Below are 12,588 nucleotides of genomic sequence, written 5' to 3' on the forward strand. Positions count from 1 at the left end.
CCCCGGCACCTGAAGAAGGGCCGCCACTCCCCCACCGGGAGTGGCGGCCCTTCTGCTTCCCTCCCCGCCGACGTGGCGCTTCGTCACCGTTCCGCACGCCGAGACGTCCATTCGTCACACGCAGTACCAGGTCGTACGCCGGGCCGCGAGCGCCCGGCGTACGCCGTCGCGCAGGCGGACGTCAGCATCCATGCACGGGCCGTAGACGTTCCTGCCGACGAAGCGATCGACGGTCCAGTGCTGCTCGTCCTCGATCCAGCTCCGCCGTGCAGCGTCGTGCTCCCGCCGATCCTCCCCGTGCCACTCAGCTCCGTCGTACTCGGCGGAGTAGCGGATCTCGGGCACCCCCAGATCGAGCCAGTAGGACGTGCCCCACGGAGTCGCCACCTCCACCTGCAGGTCAGGCGTGGGCAAGTCACTGCAGTCGATCCAGCGAAGGCGAAGGATGCTCTCCCCCGGCGACGCCGCTCGACCGTCGGCGATCGGCGCCAGCTCGCGGAGGCGACGTACGCCGCGATAACCGCGAAATGTCGGCGGCCACGAGAAACTGCCCGGAGACGGCCACGAAGCTGCCCGCTGGCGGACATGAAAGTTGCCCGCTGACGGTCATGGGATCTGCCCGACACGACGTCGTCTGCCTCGCCGCGCTGCGCGGTTGAGGCCCCTTCCTCGGGTGCGATGAGCGGTGCTGATGCGCCCTATCGCTCCCGAGGAAGGGATGAGTTGAAGTCTGCCGAGGAGATCATGGAAATCTTGGATGCCTACGACCTGACCGGGTCGTTGCGCGATGCCGGGGAGTTGGCCGGCTGCTCCCATCACACGGTCAAGCACTACGTCGAGCGCCGTGCTGCCGGCGGCGCGCTGGACCGCGCCGCGGCCCGCCCGCAGCTGATCGATGAGTACCTGCCGAAGGTCGAGGAGTGGGTCGAACGCAGCCACGGGAAGGTCCGCGCCGACATCGCGCACGAGAAGCTCGTCGCGCTGGGCTACACCGGCTCCGAGCGCACCACCCGCCGCGCGGTCGCGCAGGTCAAGGCTGCCTACCGGGCCGGCCGGGTCCGGGTGCACCGTCCCTGGGTGGCCGAGCCGGGGATGTGGCTGCAGTACGACTACGGCGACGGCCCCGTCGTCGACGGCGTCAAGACGGTCTTGTTCGTCGCGTGGCTGGCCTGGTCGCGGTTCCGGGTCGTGATCCCGCTGCGCGACAAGACGATGCCGAGCGTCTTCGCCGCGCTTGACCAGGCGTTCCGCCGGCTGGGCGGGGTGCCGACCTACGTGCTGACCGACAATGAGAAGACCGTCACGGTCGCGCACATCGCCGGGATCCCGGTCAGGAATCCGCAGCTGGTGGCGTTCGCGCGTCACTACTCGGTGACCGTCCACACCTGCGTCCCGGCGGACCCGGCGTCCAAGGGCGGCACCGAGTCGTCGGTGAAGATCAGCAAGGCCGACCTCGTTCCGAAGGACACCAACCTGCGCGGGGCCTACGCCTCGTTCGCTGAGCTTGAGGCGGCGTGCGTGGCGTTCTGCGAGAAGGTCAACACCCGACCCCACCGGGTGACGAAGCGGCCACCGGTGGCGATGCTCGCCGAGGAGCGGGCCCGGCTGCACCCGGTCCCGACGACGCCGCACACGGTCGCGTTCGGGGTCACCCGGCAGGTGCCGGCGAACACGCCGATGGTGACCTTCGAGTCCGGCCAGTACTCGGTCCCGCACACGCTGCTCGGTCAGACCGTATGGGTCCGCACCCAGGGTGTGGGCGCGGACGAGCAGGTCGTCGTCGTCCACGTCGGCGAGGACGGTCCGGTCGAGGTCGCCCGCCACCGGCGGGCCACGCCTGGCACGCCGAAGATCGACGACGCGCACTTCCCGCCCCAGCCCGAAGGGCCGCTGGAGCGCCGGCCGCGTCCGAAGAACGCCGCGGAAGCGGAGTTCCTCGACCTGGGCGAGGGCGCGAGGCTGTGGCTGGTCGAGGCCGCCGCCGCGGGCACCCCGCGGATGCGCGTGAAGATGACTGAAGCGCTCGCCTTGGCGAAGCTGTTCGACCCCGTCGAGGTCGACTGGGCACTGGGCCACGCCGCGGTCCACGGCCGGTTCGCCGAGGCCGACCTGTCCTCGATCCTGGACCACCACCACGGACGTGGATCCCGCCGGCCTGGCGGTGAGCACCGTGCACTCAGGGCCAGTGAAGACTCCTCGCTGACCCAGGGCACCAGCGCGTGGGCACGACTCGGAGCGCCGGTGCAGGCATCGGGGACCGACGAGCAGGTGATCGCGTGACGACCACGAGCACTGCGCCGCCGTTGCCCGCCGACCTGGAAGACCTACTGCGCAAGCTGCGGCTGCCACACATCCGCCGCCACGCCCCCGAGGTCGTCGCGACCGCGAAAGCCCAGCGCTGGGAGCCCGCCGAGGTGTTGAAGGCGCTGTTCGCCGAGGAGGTCGCCGGCCGGGAACGCTCCGCACTCGCCACCAGACGAGCCGCGGCCGGGTTCCCGACCGGGAAGACCTTCGAGGCCTGGCAGCCCGAGATCTCCTCGATCCCAGCACCGACCCAGCAGGCGCTACGCACCCTGGAATGGGTGCACCGTCGCGAGAACCTCGTCGTGTGCGGCCCGTCCGGGACCGGCAAGACGTTCCTCCTGGAAGCCCTCGGTCAGCAGGCCGTCGAGGCCGGGTTGAAGGTCGCCTGGTTCACCCTGGAAGACCTCGGCGTGCTGCTGCGCCGCCACCGCGCGGACGACACCGTCACCAAGGCCATCGCCCGCGTCCTGCGCGCCGACCTGGTCATCGTCGATGACATCGGCCTGTTGCCCGTCGCAGCCGACGCCGCCGAGGGGCTCTACCGGCTCGTCGACGCCGCCTATGAGAAGCGCTCGGTCGCGATCAGCTCGAACCTGCACCCGTCGGGGTTCGACGAGCTGATGCCCAAGACGCTGGCCACCGCCACCGTCGACAGGCTGCTGCACCACGCCCACGTCTGCCAGACCTCAGGTGAGTCAGTACGACTCACCCAAGCACTCGCCGGCCAGGGGGTGAACCCGTTGAGCTGATCCCTGGTCGGTGGTGGCCGCAGCCCCCATGGGCAGATCCCATGGCCACCACCGGGCAACTCTCGTGACCGTCAGCGGGCAGGTTTCATGACCGCCACTGGGCAGTTCCTACTGGCCCTTGACAGCGAAATCGCTCGACCTCCGCCACGAGCTGTTCCCGCGTCACGGTCGCAGACCTGAGCATGCTGTCGAGGGCGGCCAGCGCCTGGTCGCGATGAAGGAGCCGTCCCAGGTCGCACGCGGTACGCAGCGGCGACGTCACGAGGAGCCCGTCCATCTCCACGACGTCACGACGAAGGAGCTCCCGGGCACCGCTCTCCACCAGCCCGTTGCGCAGTCGCCGGCCGGGCGGCAGGTACAGCTGTGGGGTGGGCGTCGCGAGATGCGACCCCGGGGCCAGCGCCATCGGTGCGCCATGTAGCCAGGCCGCAGTGCGGTCGCAGACCACCGCGTCCGGCGGTGCGACCATCCGTACCACTGCCAGTCGGCGAGCCAGGTCGTCGCGCAGCGTGGAGACGGCGTACACCCCGCGCAGCGGTTGCGTGACGAGGCCCGCGGCGACCGCCGCTCTGACGCCCCTCCAGCCGCCGAGGCAGTCGCGCGCCTCGGCGACCCCGAAAGGTCGGTCCTGAGGGACAGGAAGGTCAGCCGATGAGAGGTAGTCCAGGTATGAGGGCGTCATGCCTCAGTTGTGCGTGACGCGTGCGGGCCGCGCCACTGGCTGCGGCCGACCCTGTGGAGAGAAGCGCAACCAAGCGCCGTCTCGGCGTACGCCCGGCGCGGTCTCAGGAGAGGGCCGAGCCGGCCTTCCAGTCGGCGAAGGACTCGTTCCAGTCGCCGTAGCCGTTGGTCAGCTCCATGGGCCGGTCGGTGCCGGTGGTCTCGACGACGTCACCGCGGCGGCTCATGTTGAAGAGCCACTGGGCGTTCTCGGTCGACATGCCGGTGCAGCCGTGCGAGACGTTCGCGTGGCCCTGCGACGCCACGGACCACGGCGCAGCGTGGATGAACTCGCCGGAGTACGTCAGGCGCATCGTCCAGAGGACGTGGTCCACGTGGTAGTAGAGCGGGTTGTCCTTCGCGATGCCGACGGTCTCGGAGTCCATGCTGCGGTCGGGGTTCTTCTCGATGATGACCTTGGTGCCCGAGCGCGTCGTGAAGCCCTTCATGCCGGTCGTGACGGGGAGCGTCCGCAGCAGCGTGCCGTTGGAGTAGACCTGCATCTGGTCGGTCTGCGCGTTGACCTTGTAGACGTGGGCGTCGCCGATGTGGAAGTCGATCGAGCGCGTCTCCTGGCCGTAGAAGCCATTGCCTGCCGGGATGCTGTTCAGGTCGAGTTGCACGTGCACGTCGGTGCCCGGCTTCCAGTAGGACACCGGCCGCCAGTGCACCTCGCGGTCGCTGAGCCAGTGCCAGGCGCCCTGCTGCTGGGGCGTGCTGGTGACCTTCATGAGCTTCTCGAAGCGCGCCTTGTCGGCGACCGGAGCGTCGAACTGCACGATCACCGGCATGCCCACGCCCACCGTCTCGCCGGCGAGCGGCGCCACCGACGGGAAGACCTGGTGACCCTCGAGCGACTGCGTGACGAAGCGCGTGCGCAGCGGCACCTCCTTGCCGGAGGCGTCCTTGACGCGCGCCAGGACGACGTACGTCGTGGCCGGCTCGAGCAGCGCGGCGGCGCGCCAGGTCGTGCCGTCAGCAGCGATCTTGCCCGGGATCTTCGCACCGGCGGTCTCGCCGTCGCGGGCCTTCAGGATGACGGCCGAGAACGTGCCGTCGGCTGCCCGGGCGACGACGTGGGAGTCGACGGTGACCGCGGTGCCGTGGACGTTGGTGGTCAGCTTCGGCACAGCCGTCGCCTGCGAGGGCGTGCTGGCCTCGGCGGAGCCGCCCAGGGCCTCGGGAACGGCGTTGCACGAGGTGAGCAGCGCCAGCGCGCCGAGACCCGCCGCAACACGGGCAGCGAGGGTGAGGCCAACGGTCATGGGGAAGCTCCAGATCACAGAAAGATGTGCAGCATCCAGATTAACTTCCCGAGAGACGCCAAGGGCCCCAACCCGCGGTGTTGATCATCACCGCGTGTGGGGCCCTTGTCAGGTGTGGGAGTGGCTCAGTGAGCGTGCTCTCCACGGTAGTACTCGAAGATCCAGCCCTGCACGGCCAGCAGGCCGAGGATCACGCCGATGGCGAAGAGCCACCAGGCCATGATGACGCCCAGCACGATGACCGAGAGGGTCAGGGCGCACCAGAGCGGCCACCAGGAGTAGGGCGGGAAGAAGCCCAGCTCGCCGGCGCCGTCGGCGATCTCGCCGTCCTTGCGGTCCTCCGGACGCGGGTCCATGCGCGAGGCGTGGAACCCGAGGTACAGGGTGACCATCGCGAACAGCAGCGTGGTCATGGTGAGGGCCGACGTGCCGGTCCAGTCACCACCCTTGGCGGAGTTGTCCGTGATCACCCAGTACGCCGGGGTGACCAGCGCGCAGAACGCGGTGACGGATCCGAAGACCCAAGCCTCTGCCTTCACTTGCCGATCTCCTCATGCTCGTTGGACTCGACCTCGAGGGCCGCGATCTCGGGGTGGTGCAGGTCGAACGCCGGGGACTCCGAACGGATCCGCGGGATCGTGATGAAGTTGTGGCGCGGCGGCGGGCAGCTGGTCGCCCACTCGAGCGAGCGGCCCCAGCCCCACGGGTCGTCGACCTCGACGAGCGGGGACTTGCGCGACAGCCACACGTTCAGGATGAACGGGATCGTCGACGACGCGAGCAGGAAGGCGCCCACGGTCGAGACCTGGTTCAGCGTGGTGAAGCCGTCGTCCGGGAGGTAGTCGGCGTAGCGGCGCGGCATGCCCTCGACACCCAGCCAGTGCTGGACGAGGAAGGTCAGGTGGAAGCCCACGAACAGGATCCAGAAGTGGACCTTGCCGAGCGTCTCGTTGAGCATGCGGCCGGTCATCTTGGGCCACCAGAAGTAGAAGCCCGCGAACATCGCGAACACCACGGTTCCGAAGACGACGTAGTGGAAGTGCGCCACCACGAAGTACGAGTCGGAGAGGTGGAAGTCGAGCGGCGGCGACGCCAGGATGATGCCGGTCAGACCACCGAAGAGGAAGGTCGTCAGGAAGCCGACCGACCAGAGCATCGGCGTGTCGAAGCTCAGCGAGCCACCCCACATCGTGCCGATCCAGTTGAAGAACTTCACACCGGTCGGGACGGCGATGAGGAACGTCATGCCGGAGAAGAAGGCCAGGTTGACCGCACCGGTGACGAACATGTGGTGCGCCCAGACGGCGACCGACAGGATCGCGATGCCGAGCGTGGCGCCGACGAGGCCGACGTAGCCGAAGATCGGCTTGCGGCTGAAGACCGGGAGGATCTCCGTCACGATGCCGAAGAACGGCAGCGCGATGATGTAGACCTCCGGGTGGCCGAAGAACCAGAACAGGTGCTGCCACAGGATGGCGCCACCGTGGTTGGTGTCGAAGACGTGTGCCCCGAGGCTGCGATCCGCCTCCAGCATGAGCAGCGCGCCCGCGAGGATCGGGAAGACCAGGAGCGCCAGCATCGACGTGATCAGGGTGTTCCACACGAAGATCGGCATCCGGAACATGGTCATGCCGGGGGCACGCATGCAGATGATCGTCGTGATGAAGTTGACCGAACCGAGGATGGTGCCGAGACCACCCATCCAGAGGCCCATGATCCACATGTCGCCACCGACGCCCGGCGAGCGGACGGCGCTGGAGAGCGGCGTGTAGGCGAACCAGCCGAAGTCGGCCGCGCCCTCAGGGGTCAGGAAGCCGGCACCGGCGATCAGGCCACCGAACAGGTAGAGCCAGTAGCTCAGCATGTTCAGACGCGGGAACGCGACGTCGGGAGCGCCGATCTGCAGCGGCATCACGACGTTGCCGAAGCCGAAGAAGAGCGGCGTCGCGAAGAGCAGCAGCATGATCGTGCCGTGCATCGTGAAGAGCTGGTTGAACGTCTCGTCACTGACGACCTGGGTGCCCGGGAAGGCGAGCTCCGAGCGCATCAGCAGCGCAAGGAGGCCACCGAACATGAACCACGCGAACGACGTCGCGAGGTACATCTTGCCGATCAGCTTGTGGTCGGTGGTCGTCAGGAGACGGAAGATGTTCGTGCCGAGCGGCTTGCGGCCGCTGGCGGTCAGGGGCGCAGTTGCCGCGCTCACTCGTTGCCTCCGGTCTCGGTGTCGCCGGCCGTCAGGCCGGCGGTGGTGGTGGAGTGCTCGCCGCCCAGGAGGGGCGCGTCCGCGACGTGCTCCGGGTCCTTGGCCAGCTGCGCCATGTACGCGTCGTAGTCCGCGCTGTCCATGACCTTCACGTTGAAGAGCATGCGCGAGTGGTAGACGCCGCAGAGCTCGGTGCACTTGCCTCGGTAGTCACCCACCTTGTTCGGGGTGACGGAGAAGTGGTTGCGGTCCTCGCCGGACTGGCCGGGGATGATGTCCATCTTCATGAGGAAGCCGGTGATCCAGAACGAGTGGATGACGTCGGGCGACGACAGCCAGAACTGCGTCGTCTTGCCCTTCTCCAGCACGAGCGTGGGGATGTGCGACCCGGTGCCGGCGGTGTAGAGCACCTTGCCGGTGCCCGCCTGGGCGTCGTCGCACGACTCGCTGTAGTTGAAGGTCCACGACCACTGCTGACCGACGACCTGGACGCAGTTGTCCGGCTTCGGCGTCTCGTTGAGGACCGCCTCCTGCACGCGCACGGTGTGCGCGAAGAACACCACGACCATCATGATCGGGGCGATCGTGTAGAAGATCTCGAGCGGCAGGTTGTAACGCGTCTGCACCGGGATCTCGTCGTCGCTGCGACGGCGGAACCGCCACGACGCGTAGAAGATCAGGGCCCAGGTGATCCCGCCCGTGATCAGGGCAGCGATCCACGCGCCCTTCCACAGCTCGAAGATGTCCTGGCCCTGAACGGTGCCCGGGCTGTTGCTGGGCATGGCCCAGTGGTGGAACTGCTTCTCGGTCTCGGGGTCACAGGCCCCGAGGAGAAGGAAGCTGGCGCCGACGAACGCTCCAAGCGCCGTCCGGCGAGCACGCCTGGTCATGTGCAGACCCACAACGAGCCTTCCTCTAAGACTTCACGGATACGGCGGACTCTAGCGGAACACCGGGGCGTCTTGTGCCCCTGCCCGCCCGGTAGGTTCGCGGTGTGAGATTGCCCTCTGACCCGCACGCCGGGTATCTCGACGCCGCCTCGGCCGAACCGCTGCATCCGGCGGCCCGGGAGGCGCTTCTCGCGGCGCTCGACCACGGCTGGGCGGACCCACGCCGGCTGCACGGCGAGGCACGCAATGCGCGCCTGATCCTCGACAACGCCCGCGAGGCGACGGCCGCCGCACTCGGCGTACGCCGTGAGGAAGTGTCGTTCACGTCCTCCGGCACCGATGCGGTTCACCGCGGCGTTCTCGGCCTGCTCGGGGCGCGGCGCCGCGGGTCGACCCTTCTGCACTCCGCCGTCGAGCACTCCTCGGTCCTGCACGCCGCCGACTGGGCGACCGGCGTGCTCGACACGCGCGTCGCTTCGATCCCGGTGGACCGCTCCGGGCGCGTCGCGCTCGACGAGCTCGGCGGAGCCCTCCGCGCCGGCTCCGGACTCCACGCCCTGGCCCTGCAGTCGGCCAACCACGAGGTCGGCACGCTCCAGCCCGTGGAGGCGGCTGCCGAGGTCGCTCCCGGCGTACCCCTCTTCATGGACGCGTGCGCCTCGATGGGACGGCTGCCGCTCCCCCACGGCTGGTCCGTGGCCGCGGGCTCCGCACACAAGTGGGGCGGGCCGGCGGGCGTCGGTGTCCTGCTCGTCCGCAAGGGCTCGCCCTGGCGCAATCCCTACCCGGTCGACGACCGCGTCGACGAGCGTGGGTCGGGCTTCGAGAACATCCCCGCCACGCTCGCAGCCGCAGCCGCCCTGCAGGCCGTGGTGGCCGACCGCACGGAGACCAACAAGCGTCAGCACGCGCTGGTGGCGCGGGTCCGCGAGGCCGTCACCGTCATCCCCGACGTCGAGGTCGTCGGCTCCCCCGACGACCGGCTCCCCCACCTGGTCACCTTCTCCTGCCTGTACGTCGACGGCGAGGCGCTGGTGACCCGGCTCGCGGAGAAGGGCTTCGGCGTGGCGTCCGGGTCGGCCTGCACCGCCTCGACGCTGGCCCCGAGCCACGTGCTCGAGGCCATGGGCGTCCTGACGCACGGCAACGTCCGGCTCTCGCTCACCACGACCACCACCGAGGACGAGGTCGACCGGTTCCTCGCGCTCCTGCCCGGCGTCGTCCGCGACCTGCGTGCCGAGGTCGGACTGTGAGGCTCGACCTGGACTGTCGCGGCCTGCGCTGCCCGGCGCCGATCATCGCGCTGGCCAAGGCGCTCCCGGGCGTGGCGGTGGGTGACGAGATCGCGGTCGCGGCCACGGACGTGGCAGCGCGTGCCGACACGCAGGCGTGGTGCCGCATGCGCGGCCAGGAGTACCTCGGCGAGGAGACAGCAGAAGACGGCACACCCGTCTACCGGGTGCGCCGCCTCAGCTGAAGCAGGTCAGGCGAGCGCCTCGCGGATCTCCTTCTCGGCAGCGTCGCCGTAGGTGGCGCCCAGGCGGGTCAGCATCTCGTCGCGGGTGGCGGTGTACTCCTGCGTGCCGACCGTCTCCACGACGTACGCCGCGACGGTGCAGCCGAGCTGGGCCGCGCGCTCCCAGCCGAGGCCGCGGGTGAGCCCCGCGAGGAGGCCTCCGCGGAACGCGTCGCCGACGCCGGTCGGCTCGACGGGGGTGACGCCGTCGAGCACGCCGACCTCGACGAGCAGGCCGTCCTTGTCCTGGATCCGGACGCCGTCCTTGCCGAGCGTGGTGACCCAGGTGCCCACCTTGGCGAGCACCTCGTCGGCGGTCCAGCCGGTCTTCGCGGTGATCAGCTCGGCCTCGTACTCGTTGGAGATGAGGATGTCGGCACCGTCGACGAGCGGGCGGATCAGGTCGCCGTCGGCGAACGCGAGCTGCTGCGAGGGGTCGGCCACGAACGTGTAGCCGCGCTCCTTGCACTCCTCGGTGTGGCGCAGCATCGCGCCCGGGTCGTCCGCGCCGATCAGCACGTACGCCGGGTCCCCGACGCGGTCGACGATCGGCTTGAGCTCGATCTGGCCGGCCTCGCCCATGGCACCGGGGTAGAAGGACGCGATCTGGTTCATCTCGGTGTCGGTCGTGCAGGTGAAGCGGGCGGTGTGCTGCGTCTCGGAGTAGTGGACCGACGAGCAGTCGACGCCGTGGCGGTCGAGCCAGGAGTGGTACTCCGCGAAGTCCTCACCGACCGCGCCGACGAGGACAGGCCGCTCTCCGAGGCGGGCGAGCGCGAAGGCGATGTTCGCCGCGACACCGCCCCGGCGTACCTCGAGGTCGGAGGCGAGGAACGAGACCGAGATCTTGTCCAGCTTCTCCGCGACGAGCGAGTCCGCGAAGCGGCCAGGGAACGTCATCAGGTGGTCGGTGGCGATGGAGCCCGTGATCAGGAGCGACATGCGCGGAAGACTACCGTTCGGTAGGGGTTCTGATACCCGTCGGTAGTCCTTAGCGTCGAGGCCATGACGACTGCCACCCAGCCTGATCACGTGCCCTACGAGGACGCCAGCTCGCCCGCCGACATGCACGGTGACTGCGCGGAGGCCAAGCGCAACATCAAGGTCCCGATCCCGCGTCGCGCGGTCGAGGTCGTGTCGGCCGTGGCCGGCGCAGCCCCGGCGCGCGCCAAGGCTCCGGCGCTGGCCGTCTCGGACCGGCTGGCCCGCATGGGCGCGGCGTTCTTCGACCGCCCGAGCTGAGCCGGCCCAGCCCTTCAGACGCACGAAGGCCCCCGCCATCCGGCGGGGGCCTTCGTCTGCTCCGAGCGCGTCGGATCAGTGGAAGCTGTCACCACACGCGCAGGAGCCCGACGCGTTGGGGTTGTCGATCGTGAAGCCCTGCTTCTCGATGGTGTCGACGAAGTCGATGACCGCACCGTTGAGGTAGGGCACCGACATGCGGTCGACGACAACGGTCACGCCGTCGAAGTCCGTCGTCACGTCGCCGTCGAGCGTGCGCTCGTCGAAGAAGAGCTGGTAGCGCAGGCCGGAGCAGCCACCGGGCTGCACGGAGATGCGGAGCGCGAGGTCGTCGCGACCCTCCTGCTCGAGCAGGCTCTTCACCTTGCCCGCAGCAACCGGGCTCAGGTTGATCTGGTCAGCACGCGTCTCGAAGTCGCGGGGAGCCTCGATGTTGAGGGTCGCGGCCGGCGCGCCGTGGCTGTGTCCGCCACCGCCGCCGCAGCAAGCGTCGCCCATGGTCACTCCTTGAAGTCTTTGCCAGAGAAGGTCTGGTGTCGTTGTTCGACGTCCTCAATGGTCGCACACGCACGGTTATTCCCCCGCGTCGTCGCCGACCGGCCCGATCAGCGGGACCACTGGCCCGCGACGTGCGCCGCGAGCTCCTCCAGCACGACCACCGGTTCCGTGAGCGCGCGCTCCCCCGCCCGCTCCACCATCGCGTACGCCGACTCCACGCCCAGCGCGCGCATCTCGCGGTTGCCCACCTCGACGCGGCCGGCGAGGACGATGCACGGCCGCGCCTGCTCGCCCGCGAGCCGCGCCACGCCGGCAGGGACCTTGCCACCGCGGCTGGTGACGTCGAAGGCGCCCTCGCCGGTGACCACGAGGTCGGCGGTGGCGATGCGCTCGGCCAGGCCGGTCGCGTCGGCGACCACCTCGAGGCCCGAGCGGCGACGTGCGCCCAGCAGGGCCAGGGCGAACCCCAGCCCGCCGGCAGCACCCGCTCCCTTCTCCGCGGCTGCCTTGCGGTCGGTCGCCGCCGCCAGGTCCTGGAGGGCACCGTCGACGGCCGGGAGCTCGTCGTCGGCCAGCCCCTTCTGCGGACCGAAGACCTTCGCAGCGCCGAAGAGGCCGGTCAGCGGGTTGTCGACGTCGCTGGCGGCGACCAGGGTGACGCCGGCCAGGCGGGCGCGCGCTTGCGTGAGGTCGACGGTCGTCACCCCCGCGAGGCCCGCCGGGCCCGCGGTCAGGTCACGGTCGGCGCTCGCGCCCAGGGCGGCGAGCAGTCCGGCACCACCGTCGGTCGTTCCGGAGCCGCCGAGCCCCAGCACCACCTCGTGGGCGCCGGCGTCGAGGGCGGCCAGCAGCAGCTCCCCCACGCCGTACGTCGTGGCGTGGCGGGCGTCCCGGCCGCCGGTGAGGGCGAGGCCGCAGGCCTGCGCGGTCTCGACGTACGCCGTGTGGCCGACGAGCAGGAGCGTCGCCGGGGCGGGCTCCCCGAGCGGCCCGCGGACGGTGACCGCCTCGAGGCGCCCGTCGAGCGCGGCGTGGAGCGTGTCGACGAAGCCGGGGCCGCCGTCGGACATGGGCACTGCGTCGACCGTGTCGCCCGGCGCACGGCGGAGCCACCCGGCTGCCATCGCGGCTGCGGCCTGCGCCGAGGTGAGTGTCCCTGCGAACTTGTCAGGGGCCATGAGGACCAGCACGGGGACAT

General features: G+C 69.9%; 14 protein-coding genes. 5 read left to right on the forward strand and 9 right to left on the reverse strand.

Going from position 1 to position 12,588, the window contains the following annotated elements:
- Window positions 1-114: 114 nt before the first annotated feature.
- Window positions 115-414 carry a putative endonuclease domain-containing protein gene (locus IEX47_RS05850; protein WP_188783075.1) on the reverse strand — a complete coding sequence of 100 codons (300 nt, stop codon included), beginning with the start codon at window positions 412-414 and terminating at the stop codon, window positions 115-117.
- Between the two features lie 309 nt (window positions 415-723).
- Here IEX47_RS05850 and istA point away from each other — a divergent pair, with 309 nt between their 5' ends.
- Together istA and istB are read left to right on the forward strand one after the other, a co-directional pair.
- Entirely contained in the window at window positions 724-2,280 is a 1,557-nt protein-coding gene (gene istA, locus IEX47_RS05855) for an IS21 family transposase (RefSeq protein WP_188783076.1), read from the forward strand.
- Window positions 2,277-3,053: an IS21-like element helper ATPase IstB gene (istB, locus tag IEX47_RS05860; RefSeq protein WP_188783077.1), complete on the forward strand. Its 777-nt coding sequence runs from the start codon at window positions 2,277-2,279 to the stop codon at window positions 3,051-3,053. The genes istA and istB overlap by 4 nt, the downstream gene beginning before the upstream one ends.
- An 85-nt stretch (window positions 3,054-3,138) precedes the next feature.
- Here the strand turns inward: istB and IEX47_RS05865 are convergent, their stop codons facing one another.
- The 5 genes from IEX47_RS05865 to ctaC form a co-directional block, all read right to left on the reverse strand.
- The gene (locus IEX47_RS05865; protein ID WP_188783078.1) at window positions 3,139-3,735 is read right to left on the reverse strand and encodes a type IV toxin-antitoxin system AbiEi family antitoxin domain-containing protein; all 597 of its coding nucleotides are present in this window, start codon (window positions 3,733-3,735) and stop codon (window positions 3,139-3,141) included.
- Window positions 3,736-3,838: 103 nt separating this feature from the next.
- Window positions 3,839-5,038, reverse strand: a complete 1,200-nt coding sequence (locus tag IEX47_RS05870) for a L,D-transpeptidase (RefSeq protein ID WP_188783079.1) — start codon at window positions 5,036-5,038, stop codon at window positions 3,839-3,841.
- Between the two features lie 125 nt (window positions 5,039-5,163).
- Complete coding sequence (locus IEX47_RS05875; RefSeq protein WP_188783080.1) at window positions 5,164-5,577, reverse strand: cytochrome c oxidase subunit 4; 414 nt, start codon at window positions 5,575-5,577, stop codon at window positions 5,164-5,166.
- The gene (gene ctaD / locus IEX47_RS05880; RefSeq protein ID WP_188783081.1) at window positions 5,574-7,244 is read right to left on the reverse strand and encodes an aa3-type cytochrome oxidase subunit I; all 1,671 of its coding nucleotides are present in this window, start codon (window positions 7,242-7,244) and stop codon (window positions 5,574-5,576) included. Before ctaD ends, IEX47_RS05875 begins: the two co-directional genes overlap by 4 nt.
- On the reverse strand, window positions 7,241-8,134 hold the full coding sequence (gene ctaC, locus IEX47_RS05885) for an aa3-type cytochrome oxidase subunit II (protein WP_188783082.1): 894 nt from the start codon (window positions 8,132-8,134) through the stop codon (window positions 7,241-7,243). Before ctaC ends, ctaD begins: the two co-directional genes overlap by 4 nt.
- Window positions 8,135-8,238: 104 nt before the next feature.
- Here ctaC and IEX47_RS05890 point away from each other — a divergent pair, with 104 nt between their 5' ends.
- On the forward strand, window positions 8,239-9,387 hold the full coding sequence (locus IEX47_RS05890; protein WP_229662660.1) for a cysteine desulfurase family protein: 1,149 nt from the start codon (window positions 8,239-8,241) through the stop codon (window positions 9,385-9,387).
- Window positions 9,384-9,611, forward strand: a complete 228-nt coding sequence (locus tag IEX47_RS05895) for a sulfurtransferase TusA family protein (RefSeq protein WP_188783083.1) — start codon at window positions 9,384-9,386, stop codon at window positions 9,609-9,611. Before IEX47_RS05890 ends, IEX47_RS05895 begins: the two co-directional genes overlap by 4 nt.
- Window positions 9,612-9,617: 6 nt before the next feature.
- On the opposite strand, the gene IEX47_RS05900 is transcribed toward IEX47_RS05895, so the two are convergent.
- Complete coding sequence (locus tag IEX47_RS05900) at window positions 9,618-10,592, reverse strand: carbohydrate kinase family protein (RefSeq protein WP_188783084.1); 975 nt, start codon at window positions 10,590-10,592, stop codon at window positions 9,618-9,620.
- A gap of 63 nt (window positions 10,593-10,655) precedes the next feature.
- Between IEX47_RS05900 and IEX47_RS05905 the strand changes: the two genes are divergently transcribed.
- Window positions 10,656-10,892, forward strand: a complete 237-nt coding sequence (locus tag IEX47_RS05905; RefSeq protein WP_188783085.1) for a hypothetical protein — start codon at window positions 10,656-10,658, stop codon at window positions 10,890-10,892.
- A 75-nt stretch (window positions 10,893-10,967) separates the two neighbouring features.
- Here the strand turns inward: IEX47_RS05905 and IEX47_RS05910 are convergent, their stop codons facing one another.
- Window positions 10,968-11,390 carry a HesB/IscA family protein gene (locus IEX47_RS05910; RefSeq protein ID WP_229662661.1) on the reverse strand — a complete coding sequence of 141 codons (423 nt, stop codon included), beginning with the start codon at window positions 11,388-11,390 and terminating at the stop codon, window positions 10,968-10,970.
- Between the two features lie 107 nt (window positions 11,391-11,497).
- A complete protein-coding gene (locus tag IEX47_RS05915) occupies window positions 11,498-12,580 on the reverse strand; it encodes a glycerate kinase family protein (protein ID WP_188783086.1) in 1,083 nt (360 codons plus the stop codon).
- Window positions 12,581-12,588 lie beyond the last annotated feature (8 nt).

This window comes from Nocardioides phosphati (genome assembly GCF_014646375.1).
Classification (GTDB): Bacteria; Actinomycetota; Actinomycetes; order Propionibacteriales; family Nocardioidaceae; genus Nocardioides; species Nocardioides phosphati.

What these genes read in the sequence shown, in the direction of transcription:
- IEX47_RS05905 (WP_188783085.1), top strand. Translation starts at nt 10,656, where the DNA reads ATGACGACTGCCACCCAGCCTGATCACGTGCCCTACGAGGACGCCAGC.
- ctaC (WP_188783082.1), bottom strand. Translation starts at nt 8,134, where the DNA reads ATGACCAGGCGTGCTCGCCGGACGGCGCTTGGAGCGTTCGTCGGCGCC.
- IEX47_RS05900 (WP_188783084.1), bottom strand. Translation starts at nt 10,592, where the DNA reads ATGTCGCTCCTGATCACGGGCTCCATCGCCACCGACCACCTGATGACG.
- IEX47_RS05865 (WP_188783078.1), bottom strand. Translation starts at nt 3,735, where the DNA reads ATGACGCCCTCATACCTGGACTACCTCTCATCGGCTGACCTTCCTGTC.
- IEX47_RS05910 (WP_229662661.1), bottom strand. Translation starts at nt 11,390, where the DNA reads ATGGGCGACGCTTGCTGCGGCGGCGGTGGCGGACACAGCCACGGCGCG.
- IEX47_RS05870 (WP_188783079.1), bottom strand. Translation starts at nt 5,038, where the DNA reads ATGACCGTTGGCCTCACCCTCGCTGCCCGTGTTGCGGCGGGTCTCGGC.